The sequence below is a fragment of the Flavobacterium sp. KH_001 genome (assembly GCF_057840745.1).
Genome location: NZ_CM174520.1, coordinates 2034643 through 2054124 on the forward strand (window position 1 = coordinate 2034643; position 19482 = coordinate 2054124).

Sequence of the window (19482 nt, forward strand, 5' to 3'; positions counted from 1 at the left end):
GAATTTTTGAATTAAATAGTAAGATAAAGTTTAACAGTATAATTAGTTTGCGTTTCTACAATTTCTAATTGATGTTTTTTGGGGTACAATAAATCCAGCTGTTTTTGAACATTTATTAATCCAATTTTTGATTTGTCCGAAATTCTTGAAAGTTCATTTTTAGGCTTTGTGTTCTCAATACTAAAAATGATTTGCTGCTTGTTGCTTTCCAGATTCAGTCGAATTATTGCTTTTTCAGTTTCGTTAATCACGCCGTGTTTAAAAGCATTTTCTATGAATGTCAGAATAATTAAAGGAGAAATTTTGGCATTTTCCTGAATGTTTTTGGTGAACAAAATATCTAATCGGTTTTCGCTGTAGCGGAGTTTTTCCAGCGTAATATAATTTTCGATTAAGGCAATTTCTTTTTCAATCGAAACATAATCTTCGTTGCATCGGTATAAAACAAAATCAAGGATTTCAGATAACTTTGCAATTACTTCAGGTGCTTTATCATCTTTTTTTAATGTCAGCGTATATAGATTATTTAAAGTATTAAATAAAAAGTGTGGATTCAGTTGATTTTTTAAAACTTTCAATTCCATTGATTTTTTTTCTTCTTCAAGTTTTAAAAGACGCTGCTGTTTGCGATTAAAACTTATAAAGCCTAAGATAATTATAGGATAAGTAATAAAAGAGAACTCTCTTAAAATCAATTTGCCAGAAGTCAGCCTTTCGGGAACAGTCATTTTATGTCCAAGCCAATCATCAAAGAAACCAGGAAATTTAGGTTCGAGATAGTAATATTTTAAAGTCATTAATAAAGCAAAGACGAAGTAAAGCCATCCTACGCTGGAAATTATAAAGAGTAAATATCTTTTTTTATTTAGGGTTTGCGGAATAATCCAATAAATTAATGCGTAGCCGACAGTGGCTTCAGCTAGGATTTTAAACGTATAAATAAAAGTATAATCGTAATAAGGCGTGTCATCAGATTTTTCAGAGACGTATAATAACAAAAAAGAAATCCAGTAGGTAAGATGTAATAATACTCTTTTCAGGTCAATGTTTTTAAGGAAATTCATAAGGTATTTTAATTAGGAGCAAGATAATAAAATAAAGAAGTAAGCTTTGTTTGTTGCTATGAATAATGAGTTTTCGCTTTCAAAAACAGCGTTTCGGCATACGAATTTATTTTTGATCCGATTTTTATTATTTGAATGCTGTAAAGGACTTTCCGTATGCGGGCGCAATTACAAAATCATTCCGGAATTACATTCGCTTAAAAATATTTTATGGTCAAACTTATTCTTGTATTAATTGCATTTCTAATTAATGCATTAAAGTGAAATCCTCTTGTAATAAACTAATAAAACCGAAATGAAAACAACAATTAAAAACGCAATCTGCATCCTGATTTTAATGAACACGATTAATCTATTTTCACAAAAAAGAAAGCAGGATATTGTATATGAAGAACCTTCGAAATTTATAGAATCGCCTTTAGCTGTCGGCAAAGCCGAAACTTCTCAAGTTCATGATAAACGAATTCCGAATAAAAATAGGAATTCGTTTCTTCGTAATATCGACCTAAGCTCTTTTGAAAAAGAGGAAAGTAATAGTGTATTAATTAGTAAATTGATAAAATTAATGATACCTCAAAAGGATTCATGTAAAATCATTGCTTCGCAAGCTGATGTAAAATCGGGGTTAATTATTTATCATAAAGATGATGTTACTGCAATTATTTTAACCAACTCGAAAGGCTTCCGCTCAGAAGATTATTTAGAAAAAATAGCCAATTTATATCTTGAAGAAACCAAATAAAAGCAATAATTATAAATAAAAAAGCCGAATCTAATTTAGATTCGGCTTTTTTATTTAGTCTCGCAAAACCTGAAACCTGAAACCTGAAACCTGAAACCTGAAACCTGAAACCTGAAACCTGAAACCTGAAACCTGAAACCTGAAACCTGAAACCTGAAACCTGAAACCTGAAACCTGAAACCTGAAACCTGAAACCTGAAACAAAAAAACTCATTCATCCTCTAATATTTTCCGCTCATGTACTTTTATTTGTTCAATCTTAATTAGAGGAATACCTTTACAACAACACTTAAAAACTTTTGTATTGAAAAGAACTACAAGAATATCGACATATTGGAGAATCCAATTAATTGGCTGGATTACAACTTCTTTATATTGGGGATTATCGGCTTTTTTTGGGGGTACTTTTATATGGAAAATTGGTATAGCCGATTTAATACTTGACGTTACGATCGGTATTACACTGACAAACGTTTACAGAAACTTTGCTTTAAAAAATGGGTGGAATAATTTAAGTCTAAAAAGGTTAGTTCCAAGAATTGCAATTAGTGTTTTGGTGCTTTCTGTATTTTATATGCTTTTAATTGTTGCTAAGCTTTACCTGGTTCGTTTAATTATTTTAGAAAGCAGTCCTGTTTCGTTTTTGGAATTTTTGAAATTCACACAATTGCAAGTTTTTATAACAGGTACAAGATTAATGTCTATTTGGGTTTTAGCTTACCATCTCTATCATTATTCAAGACTTGAAATAGAAACGGTAAAAGAAAATGCCCGATTGTCACTCATAATGAAAGAAGCACAATTGAACAATTTGAGCGCACAGTTAAATCCGCATTTCTTTTTTAACTCACTGAACAATATAAAATTTTTGATTTTAGAAAATCCAGATTCAGCCAGAAGAGCAATTGATTTATTGTCTGAGTTGTTGCGAAATTCTTTAAATAATAATACTGGAAGATTAATACTTTTAAATGACGAGATTAATCTTGTCAAAGATTATTTGGAATTAGAAAAAATTCGGTTTGAGGAACGTTTGCAAACGAAAATTGAAACAAATGTGGACTTATTCAATCATTTGATTTTGCCTTTGAGTATTCAGACTCTGGTTGAGAATGCAATTAAACACGGAATTGAAAAGAGAAAAAGCGGTGGTTTTATTACTGTAAAAGTTGAAAAGGAAAATAATTTTATAAAAATTAGCGTTCAAAACTCAGGTAACCTAAGTAGCGAAATAAAAGATTGTGGCATAGGTTTAAACAATCTGAAAGAACGATTAAAACTACAGTATATCGGAAATGCTTCATTTGAAATTAAAGAGATGAATGATGAAACGGTTTTGGCAACTATTTTACTTCCTACAAAATGAAAAAGATAAAAGTTATAATAGTAGATGATGAACGTTTATCACGCGAAGAACTGAAAAGAGCTTTATTGGCGTATGAAGATTTTGTTTTAATAGGTGAGGCAGAAAATGCTGATGATGCAAAAGATTTAATTGAGGCAAGTAGGCCTGATTTAATTTTTTTAGATATTCAGATGCCCGAAAAATCTGGTTTCGATTTATTAGAATCTTTAGACCATGTACCAGCTGTGCTATTTACAACCGCTTTTAATCAGTATGCTGTGCAGGCATTTGAAGTAAATGCTTTAGATTATTTAATGAAACCTATACGGGAAGAGCGTTTCGCACAAGCAATTGAAAAAATAAGAAATACGATAAACTTAAAACCTGCTCCAAATTCACTAGCAAACAATCGTAAAATTTTCATTAAGGATGGAGAAAAACGGTTTTTTGTTCAAGTGAATGAAATTTACTTAATCGAATCACTTGAAAATTACACCAGACTTTATTTTCAGGGGAAAAAAGCACTTCAAAGGCGTTCTCTTCGTCAATGGGAAGAAATATTAGATAAAAATGTTTTTTTCAGAATAAATCGAACCGAAATTGTAAATGTCAATTTTATCAAGGAAGTAAAAAGAATAGTTGGTGGCGGACTTGAATTGATACTAAAGACAGGCGAATTATTAAAAGTTTCAAACCGTCAATCAGTCAAATTCATAAACAGCAACGAGATTTAGCGAAAACTAACTATAAACGATTCAATGAAAACAATTTTACATTTTGTATTTCTTATTTTACTCGTATCAAATACATTCTCACAGCAAATTAGTGCAACAAAATCAGACGATTTAAAAAGTGCTTATACTATTCAGGATAGTGTGATGATCAAAACCCGTGATGGCGCTTTTATATCGGCAATTGTCGTTCGGAAAAAAGGAGCTTCTGTTCCAAAACCTGTGATACTTCAATATACGATTTATGTGCGAGATAAAGGAAGAGATATCAAATCCCTAAAAGATGCGGCAGATAAAGATTATGTTGGTGTTATTGCCTATTCTCGTGGTAAACGATTTAGTCCTGATGAAATATTTCCTTATGAAAACGATGCAAATGACGCATACGATGTAATAGATTGGATCAGTAAACAAGATTGGTGTAACGGAAGTGTAGGGATGTATGGTGGCAGTTACAATGGATATACACAGTGGGCAGCTTGCAAAAAGATGCATCCAGCACTAAAAACGATAGTTCCGTATGTTGCTAACAGACCCGGAATGGGGCTTCCGATGGAAAATAACATTTTTGTAAATCCCAATTATGAATGGTCGTTTTATGTTGGGAATAACAAATATCTGGATACAATTGCAGGAAATGACAGGCAGCGGTTTCGAAGAATGCAATTTAATTGGTGGGAAACCGGTGTTGCTTATAAAAAAATGGATAGTATTGATGGTAGTCCAAATCGACATTTTCAAAGATGGATAAAACATCCTTCATTTGACGAATATTGGCAAAAAATGGCACCTTATAAAGAAGATTTTGAACAAATAAACATTCCTGTTTTAGCTTTTGATGGCTATTATAATGATTCTCAAAATTCAAGTTTGTATTACATACGAGAACTTCAGAAATACAATCCAAAAACTCCGGTATATGTAATAATTGGACCGTACGATCATTTTGGTACTCAAATTGGAGGAAAAATTGAATTGCGTGATTACAAAGTTGATTCAACTGCCCTAATCGATATTAAAAAAATAACGTATCAATGGTTTGACTATATCCTGAAAAATGGATCAAAACCAGAAATGCTAAAAGATAAAATAAACTATGAAGTAATGGGTTTAAACGCGTGGCGAAGCGCTCCTTCTCTTGACAAAATGAGCAATGGTTTTCTGACTTTTTATCTAACAAATAATAAATCAGGAAAATTTTATTCTTTGAACGCTAAAAAACCTGGCAAAATCAGTTATCTATCACAAGAAGTAAATTTTGCAGACAGGCAAATACAAAGTAATGAGTACTATCCGGATCCTATTGTTAGAAAAGAAATTGATACAACAAGCGGATATGTTTTTGTTAGTGATCCATTAAAAGAATCAATGTTAATTAATGGTTCCTTCTTAGGAGAAATAAAAGTAAGCATCAATAAGAATGATCTGGATATTGGAGTTACTTTATATGAGTTAATGTCAAATGGAGAATATTTTCATCTGTCTTATTTTTTAGGACGAGCCAGTTATGCTAAAGATATTACAGCGAGAAATTTATTAAAATCAAACCAAATAGAAGTCATTCCTTTTTCGAATACACATTTGGTCAGTAAACAATTAAATAAAGGGAGTCGTTTAGTTGTTGTGCTTAATGTTAATAAGAATGCCTTTTCTCAGTTAAATTATGGAACAGGAAAAGAAGTTAGTGATGAAACCATTAAAGATGTAACAGAACCATTAAAAGTAGAATGGTATAATGATAGTTTTGTAAAAATTCCGATCTGGAAATAAGAAAAAAAAAGCCGAATCTAAATGTAGATTCGGCTTTTTATATAGACAAAGTTTCAAACTTGAAACCTGAAACTTGAAACAAATTATTAACCTAAGAAAGGATATCTGTAATCTTCCGGAGTTACAAAAGTTTCTTTGATCGTTCTTGGAGAAGCCCAACGTAATAAGTTCAATGCAGAACCTGCTTTGTCGTTCGTTCCTGAAGCTCTTGCTCCACCAAAAGGCTGCATTCCTACAACAGCTCCTGTTGGTTTATCGTTGATGTAGAAGTTACCAGCAGCATTTTGCAATTTCGTAGTAGCTACTTCAATAGCATAACGATCCTGGCTGAAAACAGCTCCTGTTAAAGCGTACTCAGAAGTAGTATCCACTAATTCTAAAGTCTCTTCCCATTTTGCATCTTCGTAAACGTAAATAGTAATTACTGGTCCGAATAATTCGGTTTCCATTGTAGTGTATTTTGGGTTTGTAGTTACAATAACCGTTGGCTCAATAAAGTAACCTACAGATTTATCGTAATTTCCACCAACAATAATTTCTGCATCAGCATCTTTTTTAGCCTGGTCGATATAACTAGCTAATTTATCAAAAGAACCTTCGTGGATAACTGCTGTAATAAAGTTTCCGAAATCTTCCGGAGAACCCATTTTCATAGATTTTACGTCAGCAATTAATTGTTCTTTTACGGCTGGCCATAAACTTTGTGGAATATAAGCTCTTGAAGCTGCAGAACATTTTTGTCCTTGAAATTCAAATGCACCACGACTAATTCCTGTTGCAACTTGTTTTACATTAGCGCTTGGGTGTGCAATAATAAAATCTTTACCACCAGTTTCTCCAACGATTCTTGGATAAGTTTTATAGTTGTTGATATTGGCACCAATTTTAGCCCAGATATCTTTAAATACGTGAGTTGATCCTGTAAAGTGAACTCCGGCAAAATCACGGCTTGCCAAAACAGTATCCGTAATCATTAAAGCATCTCCAAAAACAACGTTGATAACGCCATCAGGAACTCCTGCTTCTTTGAAAACTTCAATAATAATTTTTGTGGAGAAAACCTGGCTATCACTTGGTTTCCAGATTACAACGTTGCCCATCATAGCAGCACTTGCAGGAAGGTTTGCAGCGATAGCAGTAAAGTTGAAAGGAGTAATAGCGTAAACAAAACCTTCAAGAGGTCTGTATTCTAAACGATTCCATGTTGTAGAATCAGATTTTGGCTGATCTCCATAAATTTGTGTCATGAACTCTACGTTGTAACGTAAAAAGTCAATCAATTCACAAGAAGCATCAATTTCTGCCTGGTGAATATTTTTAGATTGTCCAATCATAGTAGCAGCGTTGATACGTGCTCTGTATGGACCTGCAATAAGTTCAGCAGCTTTTAAGAAAATAGCAGCACGTTGTTCCCATGCCATGTTTGCCCATGCAGTTCTTGATTCAAGAGCATTTGCAATCGCTTTTTCGATATGTTGTTTTTCAGCTAAATGATAGGTTCCAACGATATGTTTATGATCGTGTGGAGCTGAAATTGTTTTTGTATTTCCAGTTTTGATTTCTTCACTTCCAATGTATAATGGTACATCAATTTTTGAGTTCCACATTGTAGTGTAAGCTGCCTGAACAGCTGCTTTTTCTGGCGAGTTTGGTGCATAACCTTTTACAGGTTCGTTTACCGCTTTTGGTACATGAAAGAATCCTTTTAACATGGGATAAATTATTTTAAAATTACGAAATGTCTAATTTTTGACAAAAGTACAAATGATAATTTGATTATATCACAATACAATATTAAAAAGTTGAAATTTAATAAACTAATACAGCAAAACTATAAAACGGTTTGAATGGTAATTAGTTAAATTTGATAGAATGTGCCAAAATGTGCCAAAAGGTTTATCAATAGTAAAAATGGTAACAACATGAAAATCCCACTCTTAGCTTTTAACGATAAAGGTATTTACTGCCAACAGGCCGATGTTTATCTTGATCCATGGAAACCTGTGAAAAATGCCATCATTACGCACGGACATGCTGATCATTCTCGCTGGGGAAATCAAAATTATATTACGCATCACACTAATATTCCTATTATCCGTCATCGGTTAGGAGAAATAAATGTTACGGGAAAAGAATGGGGTGAAACCTTTGTTATCAACAATGTGAAATTTTCGTTACATCCAGCTGGACATATCATTGGAAGTTCTCAAATTAGAGTGGAACACAAAGGTGAAGTGTGGGTTTTTACAGGCGATTATAAAACAGAGGATGATGGAATCTCGGTTCCCTATGAAGTTATAAAATGTGACACTTTTATTACCGAATGTACTTTTGGTTTACCGGCTTTTAACTGGACGCCCCAAGCTGAAGTAATTACAGAAATCAATAATTGGTGGGCAGAAAATAAAGCAGAAGGTAAAACATCTATTCTTTTTGGATATTCTTTAGGAAAAGCCCAGCGACTTTTAAAATACCTCGATACCGATATTGGAACGATTTATACACATGGCGCTATCGAAAACATGACAAATGTTTTACGCCCGATGGTTGATTTCCCACCCACAACATTAGTAACACGTGAAACTAAAAAAGAAGATTTATTGGGAAATATTGTCCTCGCACCGCCAAGCGCGCACGGAAGTATCTGGATCAGAAAAATGACGCCTTTTGTCACCGGTTCAGCAAGTGGCTGGATGGCGTTTCGCGGAGCCAGACGCAGACGTGCTATTGACAAAGGTTTTGTTTTAAGTGATCATTGCGATTGGTTTTCCTTATTGGATAGTATAAAAGCAACCGGAGCAGAAAAGATAATTTGCACGCACGGTTATACCGATATTTTTTCTAAATATCTAAGAGAATTGGGTTACGATGCCAGAACGGAGAAAACGCAATATGAAGGTGAGACGGCAGAAATGGAAAAAGAAGTGGAAACTGAAAAAGAAATCCAAGAATGAAAAATTTCGCCCAACTGATAAAAACGCTAGACAGTTCGAATAAAACGAATGTAAAGGTCGATGCCCTGACGATGTATTTCAAAAATGCATCGCCGGAAGATAAAGTGTGGACCATTGCGATTCTCTCGCATCGTCGTCCGCCACGACCTGTTAATACTACTTTGTTGAGAACTTGGGCTAATGAACTGGCAAATATTCCGCTATGGCTTTTTGAAGAAAGTTATCATATTGTGGGAGATTTAGCAGAAACAATTGCGTTGATTATTCCCACTACAAAAGAACATTCTGATAAAAGTTTAACTGAGTATCTTCAGGAAATTATTGCGTTAAAAAAGAAATCGGATATAGAAAAAAAGGAATATTTACATGAAAACTGGCTGGCTTTAAATTATTATGAACGTTTTGTTTTTACCAAATTAATTACAGGAAGTTTAAGAATCGGCGTAAGCCAAAAATTAATGACCAGGGCTTTATCAAAAGCAGAAGATGTTGATGAAGATGCTTTGGCATATAAATTAATGGGGAATTGGGATCCGAATAAGATCACTTTTCAGGAATTGATTTTGGATGAAAAAAGCAGTGATTATTTATCGAAACCTTATCCGTTTTATCTGGCGTATCCAATTGAAGGAGATGTTGATAATTTAGGAAATCCGGAAGATTGGTCCGTCGAACATAAATGGGACGGGATCCGGTCACAGACCATTATCCGCGAAAGCGAAATTTATGTCTGGTCAAGAGGCGAGGAGCTGGTAACGGACAAATATCCGGAGTTTCATTCTTTCGTTGGTTTGATTCCCAACGGAACTGTTATTGATGCTGAAATTTTAGCTTTTCCCGAAGGAGAAATCGGAACTTTCAATGATTTGCAAACCCGAATTGGTCGCAAAACAACATCAGCCAGTTTACTTGAAAAAGTTCCGGTCATTCTAAAAGCTTATGATATTTTGGAATGGGATGGTCAGGATATTCGAAACTTACCATATTCAGAAAGAAGATTATTATTAGAACAATTATACGATTCGATAAAAGATAAAACTAAAAGTTTTCAATTATCAGAAAGAGTTTTGCTCCATTCCTGGGAAGACGTGACGGCAGAAAGAATGCGTGCCCGCGAAATGAAAAGTGAAGGTTTAATGATAAAACGCAACGATTCAACTTATCAGGTGGGAAGAAAAAAAGGCGATTGGTGGAAATGGAAGATAGAACCTTTAGTGATTGATGCTGTTTTGACGTACGCCATGCGCGGTCATGGACGAAGATCGAATCTATTTACCGATTATACTTTTGCACTTTGGCAAACCAATGAAAAAGACGAAAAAGAACTAGTCACTTTCGCAAAAGCCTATTCCGGTTTAACCGATGCTGAATTTAGGAAAGTAGATGATTTTATCAAAAAAAACACTTTAGAGCGTTTTGGTCCTGTTCGAAGTGTAACGCCAAAATTAGTTTTCGAAATTGGTTTTGAAGGAATTGCACTTTCCAAAAGACATAAAAGTGGTGTTGCGACAAGATTCCCAAGAATTTTAAGATGGCGACAAGACAAAAAAATTGAAGACGCTAATTCCATTGAAGATTTAAAAAGTATGATTTCGTAAGATTTAATAATTAAAAAAATAAACACATAGAAACATAGGTTAAATGTCTGTAAAAGGGATACAAAAGAAACAAGTTTCCACACATAGCTATGTGTTTTAATACAAGTGAAACGCCTTTATACGATTTCGAAAGCTATGTTTCTATGTGTTTAAATACTTATACCATGGTCAAACCATTATAAATGAACAGAGAAGAACTATACACAATTGCAGAAAACTGGTTTCGGGATCAGGGATGGAAATCATTTCCGTTTCAAACCCGAACATGGACCGCATTTCTGCAAGGCAAAAACGGTTTATTAAACGCGCCAACCGGAAGCGGAAAAACTTATGCCTTATGGTTTCCTATCGTTCTCGACTATATCAAAACAAATCCTGCTTTTAAAACCAAACACAAACCTGGATTAAAAGCAATCTGGATTACACCTTTACGAGCGCTTTCTGTCGAAATAAAACAGGCAGCTGAACGAATTATAACCGATTTAGATTTGCCATTGACTGTTGGAATTCGTTCCGGAGATACTTCGCAAAGCGAAAGAACGAAGCAGAGCAAAAAAATGCCCGATTTGTTGATTACAACTCCGGAAAGTTTGCAGTTGCTTTTAGCCTCCAAAGAATTTGCAAAAACTTTTGCCAATTGTGGCGCTATTGTGGTAGATGAATGGCACGAATTATTAGGTACAAAACGCGGCGTTCAAATGGAATTGGCGTTGTCGCGATTAAAAACAGTTGCGCCAAAAATGAAAATTTGGGGAATTTCAGCTACCATTGGAAACCTGGAACTGGCACAACAGGTTTTGTTAGGTGTTAATTCAGAAGCTTATGAAAACTCGGTTTTGATTAAAGCACATATCAATAAAAAAATAAAAATTGAATCCATCCTTCCTGAAAAAATGGAAAGTTATCCGTGGCGCGGACACATGGGTTTACACTTGATTGATGAGGTGGCGAAAATCGTCAGGAAAAGCAAGACAACATTAATTTTTACCAATGTCCGTTCTGCATGCGAAATGTGGTTTCAGGCGCTTTTAGAAAAATATCCGGAGTTTGCCGGCGATATGGCCATGCATCATGGAAGTATTAGCAGGGAAACGCGTTTATGGGTAGAAAATGCCATAAGAGATGAGGAATTAAAAGTGGTAGTTTGTACGTCGAGTTTGGATCTTGGCGTTGATTTTGCACCAGTGGAAACGATTATTCAGGTTGGCGGGCCAAAAGGTGTTGCGCGATTTCTACAAAGAGCCGGAAGAAGTGGTCATCAGCCTGGCAAAGAGAGTGTAATTTATTTTCTCGCCACACATGCAATGGAATTGATTGAGGCTTCGGCGTTGAAAAAAGCGGTTGCCAAAACCGTTGTCGAAGATCGAATGCCGTATTTGAATAGTTGGGATGTTTTGGTGCAGTACCTTAATACGTTAGCGGTTTCAGATGGGTTTTTTCCTAATGAAATTTTTGAAGAAGTTAAACAAACTTTCTGCTTTCAGAATATTACAAAAGAAAACTGGAATTGGGTTTTGAATTTTATTACTAATGGAAGCCAAAGTTTACAAGCTTATGATGAATATAAAAAAGTAGAGATTGAAGAAGATGGACGTTTTAAAATTAACAGCCGACTTATTGCGATGCATCATCGAATGCAGATTGGAACAATTGTTGGCGATGCAGCCCTAAATGTTAAGTTTTTAAGCGGCGGTTATATTGGCTCGATTGAAGAATGGTTTGCTTCAAAATTACAGCCCGGCGATGTTTTTACATTTGCGGGAAAAAGACTGGAATTGTTTCGCGTGAAGAATATGCAGGTTTTGGTTCGGAAAGCAGATCCGAAAAAAGCTTCTCGAGTCGTAAGCTGGATGGGCGGGCGAATGACATTATCTGCTCAGATGAGTGAATTACTGCGCGAGGAATTGTATGCCGCAAATACAGAAAGTTTATCACCTGAATTAAAGGCATTGAAACCACTTTTTGAAAGACAGCGAAAAGAAAGTATCGTTCCCAATGATGATGAATTTTTAATAGAAACCTTTAAAACGCGAGAAGGTTTTCATGCCATTTTTTATCCTTTTGAAGGGCGTTATGTGCACGAAGCATTGGCAAGTTTGATTTCGTATCGCATTAGTTTGCTTTCGCCCATAACTTTTTCTTTGGCCTATAACGACTACGGATTTGAACTTTTATCAGATCAGGAAATTGATATGGAAGCGGTATTTGATAATGATTTATTTACGACAGAATATGTACATCATGATTTACAAAAAAGCCTAAATTCGACCGAAATGGCACGTAGAAAATTTCGCGATATTGCCGTTATTGCAGGATTAGTTTTTACAGGAATGCCTGGAAAACCAATTAAAAGGAGACATTTGCAAAGCGGATCGCAGTTGCTTTTTGAAGTTTTTCGGGATCATGAACCTGATAATTTATTGTTGCAGCAGGCTTTCACAGAAACATTCGAACATCAAGTAGAAGAGGGTCGTTTGATTCAGGCAATGGAAAGAATCAACAGGCAAAATATAGTTTGGAAGCAATGCAAAAAACCTACGCCATTTAGTTTTCCAATAATTACAGATCGATTAAGAGAAAAATTATCCAGCGAAACTTTACAGGAAAGAATTAAAAAAATGACAGCAAGCTACATGAAATAAGAATTCAGCATGAAAATTACTATCAATAATCAAAATTTTGTTTTACATCATTCTGGTGCTGCTTTTTGGGAAGAAGAAAAAATAGTATTCATTTCTGACTTGCATTTAGGAAAGATCGGCCATTTTAGAAAACACGGAATGGCGATTCCTGAAAAAGCGGTATTAGAAAATTTTACCAGATTGAATACCGTGTTAGAATTATTTGACTCTAAGACTGTTATTTTTTTAGGAGATTTATTCCACAGTAAAATCAATAATGAATGGAATTTTTTCTCTGATTGGACAAAAACACATTCTCAGAAAATTATTTTGATTGAAGGCAATCACGATATAATTTCGAAACAATACTATTTAGATTTGAATATTGAAGTATATCCCGAATTGATTATTCATGATTTTTTGCTGACCCATCATCCATCAGAAAGAGAACAATTATTTAATTTTTGCGGACACATTCATCCTGGAATTAAATTAAAGGGAATGGGAAGACAGTTTTTGAGTTTGTCTTGTTTTTTTAGAAAACCAAATCAAATGATTTTTCCGGCTTTTGGTGAGTTTACAGGAAATTCTTATATGACCCCGACAGAAAATGATAAAGCATATGCTATCACAAGAGAAGGCGTAATTGAAATATCGATAAATTAATTTAAGGCAAATGGAGCGCACATTCTAAAAGTCGGAACAATAACTTTGAATGTTTTGGTAGTAGTAAAATTGATCATATTAAAATGACCTTTCATAGCTCCATAAGGAGATGATAATAAACAACCTGAGCTGTAAGTGTGGTTTTCTCCCGGTTTTAAAACTGGTTTTTTTCCAATAACACCTTCTCCGTCAACAACTTCTAAGTCGTTAAGTGAATCAAAAATTTCCCAGTGACGAGAAGTCAATTGTACTGAATCTTTGCTGTGGTTTTCAATCGTAACTACGTAACTAAAGGCAAAATGAATCTTGTAGTTCTTGAAGTAAGTACCTTCAAAACTAGTCAAAACTGATATTTTTATGCCTCTTGTAATCTGAGAAACCATACTAACGTAGTATATATGTGTGTGTTATAGTTGCAAACTTACGAAAAAAAATCGTTCAACGAAATCCTTTAACAATGTTTTAATTGGTGATATTTATTGAGTTTGCGTTTCCTTTTCCAATTACTCTTTCGTATCGATCTGAACTATGTTTGTAATAAACCAGGATAGTGTACTCGTTTTCTGTTTGATAGAAATTACCGTCGATCGCATTTTCATAGTCAATCACTCCTTTTTTATCGGCTACTCGATACTCAAAATTGGTGAAGCCTTGCTTGATCATTACGGCTTTTTCATAAACTCCTTTTTTTTCATCATAGTCCATTTTGTATTCGGGAGATAAGCTGTAATTATTAAACATTCCAACAATATAAATGTCTTTGTTTAAACGAAATGCTGGGGCAGAAAGACTGAAATAAACCCAGGCATAATCTGCTTCGATTTCCTGGTTGGAACCATTGATGTTCTTCACAACAAAATTTCCGTCTACGTCTTCATATAAAGTATAAATTTGATTTGCCCTCGCCTGGCTGGTGTATAAAAAGGAACTGTAAATATCGTTCGCCGAGCCTACTTTTGCGACATTATTACTCGCCGCGCGAATGTCTTTATTCTCAAAATATAAAAACTCATTTCCAGCCCAAAATTGCGTCTCCTTATCATATTTATATACCATTTGGTTACCAATGGTATATTGTGGAGGAATATTTTTGATCGTAGTATTAAAGTCTCCATTTTGCATTAAAAGTACTTTTACATTCTGCAGAGGCGTCTGAAAAACAATGTCGTTGGAAAGCACTGTAAATTCCAGATTTTGTTTGTAATCAATATTGCTGAGGTTTCGGCTGCGTTTTACTAAAGCCCCAACTGTTGAATGATTTTCGAATAAAATGAACTTTCTGGAGAAAACAACTTCTCTGTCTTCGTTCAAAATTCGCAACATATAATTGCCTGAAATTAGCAATTGTGTGGTAAACTGGTTAGGAAAAGAAAGACGATAATGAGAAAAAGCCTGTAAAGTATTGAAAGAATTGGAGTAGTCGGTTATTCGCTGATTGTCGAAACCACGAACATAATCGGTCTTCGGGATGTCAGTCGGAATCCAGTTGTAGTCGCAATGAATTACATCAAAATAATAATTGGCTTCATTCCCAAACAAATCATCAAATTGCAATTGAAATGTTGAGCCCAACTCGAAAATCGGCACTACATTACTTCCGTTCTGAATAAATGAAACGGTTTTGATATTGTATGGAGGAGTAACTTCGGTTTGTACTTCCTGGGCTTTCGCCGAAGTAAAAATGAAAAGTAAAAGTAAACTTTGAAACAAAAATTTTGACATCTTATTACGTTGTAAGATTGTAAATATAACAATTTATACAACGAAAAATAAGACGTTTTATTGGTTTTAAGAACAATTTGTTATGAACCAAGTATGTATTTCAAATTAACTTCGATTTCATCATTGATATAACTTTCCTCCAAAAGCGAGTCAGACAACAGCTTTTTGTTTTCCTGTAGTTTGATTATTTTTTCTTCTACGGTATTTTTAGAAATAAAACGAATTACATTAACTTTATTTAATTGGCCAATTCGGTGTGCTCGTCCAACACCTTGTTTTTCTGCAAAGGGATTCCACCATGGATCTAAAAATAAAACATAAGAAGCTTTCGTGATATTCAAACCAACACCACCCGCTTTAAGCGAAATAAAAAACAACAAAGGTTCTTCTTTTTCCTGAAATTGCTTTACTTGTTGTTCCCGCTTGCTGGCTGGAGTTTCGCCTGTAATTTCACAATACTTTATTTTGTTTTCGGTACACCAATCAGTATAAAATTTCAAATTAGTAACGAACGAGCTGAAAATAATAGTCTTTTGTTTTCCTTTGACTAAATTCTCCAGATAATTAGTAACTGCAATATATTTTCCCGAATCAATTTCCGACTCCTGATCAACCATTTTTGGATGATTACTCAGCTGTCTTAACTTCATCAAAGTATTGATAATGCTAATTTTATCAGGACTTGTTCCATCTGTTTTTAATAGAAAATTACGAGCTTTTGATTTTTCTTTCTCATATAATTTTTCCTGTTCAGGATCCATATCGCAATAATAGATCTGCTCTGTCAATTCCGGTAAATCTTTTAAAACCTGCTCTTTGGTTCGTCGCAAAATATAAGGCTGAACCAAATTTTTCAATTCAGCTAAACTATTCTCGTCCTGTTTTTTCTCAATCGGAATTTTAAAGTTTTCTGCGAAAAAATTATAAGTTCCTAAAATATCAGGATTTATAAACTGCATTTGTGACCATAAATCGTCCAGCGAGTTTTCAATAGGAGTACCACTTAAAGCAATTTTATGAGCTGTATTTATTTTATTGATGGCTTTAAAAATCTTAGAATTTTTATTTTTAATGTATTGACTTTCGTCTAAAATTAAATAGCGAAAATCATATTTTTCTAAAATTGAAATATCACGATGTACAATACTGTAACTCGTAAAAATTAAATCTGTTGAGGCCAATCTATTTGCTAACAGTTTTCTGTCGTTACCAATGTATTGCATTTTTGAAAAATGCGGTGTAAATTTTGAAGCTTCGTTATACCAGTTAAAAACCAATGAAGAAGGTAAAACAATCAGGGTTTTTAAAGGTTCTCTTTCAATAGTAGTTTCGTTTGCAAACAAATCAAAATTTGAGGTTTTAGTTGTAAAACCTAATTGTTCTTGTACAGCAACCAGAACGGCTAAAGTTTGTAATGTCTTTCCAAGTCCCATATCATCGGCCAGACAAGCACCTAAATTGGAGTTGAAATGACCCAAAAGCCATTTTACACCCTCAATCTGATAAGGCCTTAAAGTTGCTTTCAGCAAATCCGAAGCTGTATATTCTGCTTTTTGAATGACATCATCTTTAATTTCGGGAATCGTATCTAAAGCGGTAAAATTACTTTTACGCAAAAGAAGGTTTTCATTTTCTGTTTTGGCTAATTTGGCCAGCGAACTGTATTTGCTGAGCCATTCCAGTGGAATCAGGAAATAGTTTCCGTCAGGTAATAAAAAGAGTCTTTCCTTGCTTTTTATATTCGGAATAATTTCGCTGAAATTGATCGTGAAAATTCCAACACTAATTATTATTTTGATGTCAAACCAATCTTCTTTCGTCTCGTCTTTTGAAGCAAAAACAGTATGACTTTCTGTAATGATTTCTTTACTTTCCAATTTCAGATTTTGGATGATAAAACCTAAACTTTCCAGATCTTCTTTATGATCAATAACAAATTGAATATTAGCATAAGGATCAATAATTTCTGCCTCTGAATTCGATCCAAATAAATCATTTTTGATTTTTATCAAACCAAGTTCAAGTAATTTGTCTGTATATAAAGCCTCGTCAGAACTTCGTTTAAACTGAATTATTTTTGGCTCATTGATAATGTCAAAATCAACAAAGGAATGTGTTTTTTTAGTTTTACTGGCGTCAAATGAATAGCCATTATAATCAAAATAAAGGTTGAGGTAGTAGCAGTTTTTAAAGAAATCATAAACAGGCTGAATGGTGCAGGAAATAATTTTGTCCCGAAGTTCAATTTCGAAACCAGTCGCGTCGATGTCGATTTTTTTAGCTATTTCCGGAATAAAATTCTTAAAATAATTATCAACTAATTTGGAAGGTATTTCAATTGATTTCTTCTTTAAAAAAGGCTGAAGCTTTTTGGAATTAAGATCTTTTAACTGTCCTAATTTTTTATCGATAACTAACCAGCCCGGTTCGTCCAGAAGAATATCGACACTTTTATTCATTGGTAAAAATGAAGTTTCGTTTTCTTTTAAAGATAAGGTATAAGTAATTCCTTCTTCATGTTTGTCAAATTGAATTTGAGGGGCAAAATCTAACGGAGTTGTGTTGACTCTCCAACGATAAAAATCCTTTTCTGCGCTCATATTGGCAGATAAGGGAAATTGCTCTTTTACAATTAGATTGTAAAAGGATTCTAAGTTAAATTTTAAATGCTGACGAATCGCAAATTCAATTTTGGAATCTTTTTGTAAATCTGCAATTGTCTTTGCCGATTTGATTTTGGTGCTGAATTTTTTAAAAATAAAGTCAGGCTTTAAAGATTCGCACGCGGTCAGTATTTTTTTTGTATTGGATTCTAAATTTTCATAGACAATTCCAAAACTTTCAAGAACATCTTTACTTGCTTTTTTATCTAAGTACTTAATGTCAGTAGTATTCTCAACTATGTAGGCTGTTGGGATATAAGTATTCAGGTTTTTTTCAAAACTGATGTCAAAGCAAAACTGAAATGATTTTGGTTCCAAGAGTAGGTTGTAGTTTGGTTGTAATTCGGGAAGAGCTAAAAAAGTAAAAAGTTTTCAAATTATTGCTATTTTGAAAACTTTTTAGATGAACTTATAGGGTGGAAAAATTTAGTTTTCCTGTTTAAAGCAAAGTGGAATAATTTCTCCTTTTGCCAGACAATATTTCTCTACCAATTCTGGTGCAATTTTATTGGTGTAATCTTCTTCGATTACGATAAAACCAATGCTTCTTAATTTGTCAAAATAATCGCGGCCGTAAATGCGTACGTGATCGTATTGTCCAAATATTTTAGCACGTTCTTTTTGATCTGTTATCGAATCATCGGCAAAAGTAACTTCTCTCGATAAATCCTGTGGAATTTGCAAAACTGCCATTCCGCCTGGTTTTAAAACTCTGAACAATTCCTGCATTGCTTTTGTGTCATCCGGAATATGTTCTAAAACGTGATTACATAAAATCACATCGTATTCGTTGTCCTTAAAAGGTAAGTTACAGATATCTGCTTTTACATCTGCCAAAGGCGAAAACAAATCGGTTGTGGTATAATCCAGATTTTTTTGCTTGCGGAATAATTTATAAAAAGCTTGTTCGGGTGCAAAATGAAGCACTTTTTTTGGCGCTGTAAAAAAATCAGTCTGATCGTTTAAATACAACCAAAGTAAACGGTGTCTTTCTAAGGAAAGTGTACTTGGCGAAAGCACATTATTACGTTGCTTTCCATATCCGTAAGGTAAAAACGATCTGAAACTTTTCCCATCAATAGGATCAGTAAATTTGTCTCCTTTTAAAGATAAAGCCAAAATTGGACGCGCCACATAACTCAAACGAATTAATAATGGACGCGGTATTGTATTAAGTACTAATTTGAATAGTTTTTTCATTGGGGTTGTTTCGCAGAGTTTCACAAAGGAGACATGGAGTTTCACAAAGTGTTTATAAATCTTTTGATATTATTTTTTAAAATTTTTGAATCAAAGTTAATAAGTAATCCTAATGGATAATTTCCTAGTTTTAAATAAGTCAATATTTGTGCAAAATGGACATCTGTAAATGCTTCGACAGTTTTCAATTCAATTACAATCGTATTTTCGATTAATAAATCAAGTCGATATCCATGATCAAGTTTTATGTCTTTATAAATAATTGGTAAAATTTTTTGTCTTTCAACAGTGAAGCCAGCATTTGCTATTTCATAATACAAACATTCCTGATAAGCTGATTCCAATAAACCAGGGCCAAGCTGTTTGTGAACTTCAATCGCTAAACCAATAATTTTATATGTAATAT

16 protein-coding genes are annotated in these 19482 nt (G+C 33.9%); 8 read left to right on the forward strand and 8 right to left on the reverse strand.

Going from position 1 to position 19482, the window contains the following annotated elements:
• Positions 1 to 11 precede the first annotated feature (11 nt).
• A complete protein-coding gene (locus tag AC3ITQ_RS08865; RefSeq protein ID WP_489238146.1) occupies positions 12 to 1064 on the reverse strand; it encodes a sensor histidine kinase in 1053 nt (350 codons plus the stop codon).
• 295 nt (positions 1065 to 1359) lie between these two features.
• On the opposite strand from AC3ITQ_RS08865, the gene AC3ITQ_RS08870 reads away from it, so the two are divergent.
• Positions 1360 to 1806: a hypothetical protein gene (locus AC3ITQ_RS08870; protein ID WP_489238148.1), complete on the forward strand. Its 447-nt coding sequence runs from the start codon at positions 1360 to 1362 to the stop codon at positions 1804 to 1806.
• A 50-nt stretch (positions 1807 to 1856) separates the two neighbouring features.
• On the opposite strand, the gene AC3ITQ_RS08875 is transcribed toward AC3ITQ_RS08870, so the two are convergent.
• Positions 1857 to 2024, reverse strand: a complete 168-nt coding sequence (locus tag AC3ITQ_RS08875; protein WP_489238150.1) for a hypothetical protein — start codon at positions 2022 to 2024, stop codon at positions 1857 to 1859.
• Between the two features lie 86 nt (positions 2025 to 2110).
• Here AC3ITQ_RS08875 and AC3ITQ_RS08880 point away from each other — a divergent pair, with 86 nt between their 5' ends.
• Genes AC3ITQ_RS08880 through AC3ITQ_RS08890 form a run of 3 tightly spaced genes read left to right on the forward strand, consistent with a single transcriptional unit; the run spans position 2111 to position 5652 of the window.
• Positions 2111 to 3172: a sensor histidine kinase gene (locus AC3ITQ_RS08880; RefSeq protein WP_489238152.1), complete on the forward strand. Its 1062-nt coding sequence runs from the start codon at positions 2111 to 2113 to the stop codon at positions 3170 to 3172.
• Positions 3169 to 3885, forward strand: coding sequence for a LytR/AlgR family response regulator transcription factor (locus AC3ITQ_RS08885; RefSeq protein ID WP_489238154.1), 717 nt, complete (start codon positions 3169 to 3171; stop codon positions 3883 to 3885). The genes AC3ITQ_RS08880 and AC3ITQ_RS08885 overlap by 4 nt, the downstream gene beginning before the upstream one ends.
• A 24-nt stretch (positions 3886 to 3909) precedes the next feature.
• Positions 3910 to 5652, forward strand: a complete 1743-nt coding sequence (locus AC3ITQ_RS08890) for a CocE/NonD family hydrolase (protein WP_489238156.1) — start codon at positions 3910 to 3912, stop codon at positions 5650 to 5652.
• A gap of 86 nt (positions 5653 to 5738) precedes the next feature.
• On the opposite strand, the gene pruA is transcribed toward AC3ITQ_RS08890, so the two are convergent.
• The gene (gene pruA, locus AC3ITQ_RS08895; RefSeq protein WP_489238158.1) at positions 5739 to 7364 is read right to left on the reverse strand and encodes an L-glutamate gamma-semialdehyde dehydrogenase; all 1626 of its coding nucleotides are present in this window, start codon (positions 7362 to 7364) and stop codon (positions 5739 to 5741) included.
• Between the two features lie 210 nt (positions 7365 to 7574).
• On the opposite strand from pruA, the gene AC3ITQ_RS08900 reads away from it, so the two are divergent.
• The 4 genes from AC3ITQ_RS08900 (at position 7575) to pdeM (ending at position 13491) form a co-directional block, all read left to right on the forward strand.
• Positions 7575 to 8606 carry a ligase-associated DNA damage response exonuclease gene (locus AC3ITQ_RS08900; RefSeq protein WP_489238160.1) on the forward strand — a complete coding sequence of 344 codons (1032 nt, stop codon included), beginning with the start codon at positions 7575 to 7577 and terminating at the stop codon, positions 8604 to 8606.
• Complete coding sequence (locus AC3ITQ_RS08905) at positions 8603 to 10204, forward strand: ATP-dependent DNA ligase (RefSeq protein WP_489238162.1); 1602 nt, start codon at positions 8603 to 8605, stop codon at positions 10202 to 10204. The genes AC3ITQ_RS08900 and AC3ITQ_RS08905 overlap by 4 nt, the downstream gene beginning before the upstream one ends.
• Before the next feature lie 182 nt (positions 10205 to 10386).
• Entirely contained in the window at positions 10387 to 12846 is a 2460-nt protein-coding gene (locus AC3ITQ_RS08910) for a ligase-associated DNA damage response DEXH box helicase (RefSeq protein ID WP_489238164.1), read from the forward strand.
• A 9-nt stretch (positions 12847 to 12855) separates the two neighbouring features.
• Positions 12856 to 13491 carry a ligase-associated DNA damage response endonuclease PdeM gene (gene pdeM / locus AC3ITQ_RS08915; protein WP_489238166.1) on the forward strand — a complete coding sequence of 212 codons (636 nt, stop codon included), beginning with the start codon at positions 12856 to 12858 and terminating at the stop codon, positions 13489 to 13491.
• Here the strand turns inward: pdeM and apaG are convergent.
• From apaG to AC3ITQ_RS08940, 5 genes are all read right to left on the reverse strand, one after another.
• Positions 13488 to 13874 (reverse strand): Co2+/Mg2+ efflux protein ApaG, encoded by a 387-nt coding sequence (gene apaG, locus AC3ITQ_RS08920; protein WP_008467225.1) that lies wholly within the window; start codon positions 13872 to 13874, stop codon positions 13488 to 13490. The two genes, pdeM and apaG, sit on opposite strands and share 4 nt — an antisense overlap.
• Before the next feature lie 79 nt (positions 13875 to 13953).
• Entirely contained in the window at positions 13954 to 15213 is a 1260-nt protein-coding gene (locus AC3ITQ_RS08925) for a type IX secretion system plug protein (RefSeq protein ID WP_489238168.1), read from the reverse strand.
• Between the two features lie 80 nt (positions 15214 to 15293).
• Complete coding sequence (locus tag AC3ITQ_RS08930) at positions 15294 to 18194, reverse strand: DEAD/DEAH box helicase (RefSeq protein ID WP_489238170.1); 2901 nt, start codon at positions 18192 to 18194, stop codon at positions 15294 to 15296.
• A 108-nt stretch (positions 18195 to 18302) separates the two neighbouring features.
• Positions 18303 to 19076 carry a methyltransferase domain-containing protein gene (locus AC3ITQ_RS08935; protein ID WP_194658053.1) on the reverse strand — a complete coding sequence of 258 codons (774 nt, stop codon included), beginning with the start codon at positions 19074 to 19076 and terminating at the stop codon, positions 18303 to 18305.
• A gap of 41 nt (positions 19077 to 19117) precedes the next feature.
• Entirely contained in the window at positions 19118 to 19480 is a 363-nt protein-coding gene (locus AC3ITQ_RS08940; RefSeq protein ID WP_489238915.1) for a GxxExxY protein, read from the reverse strand.
• Positions 19481 to 19482 lie beyond the last annotated feature (2 nt).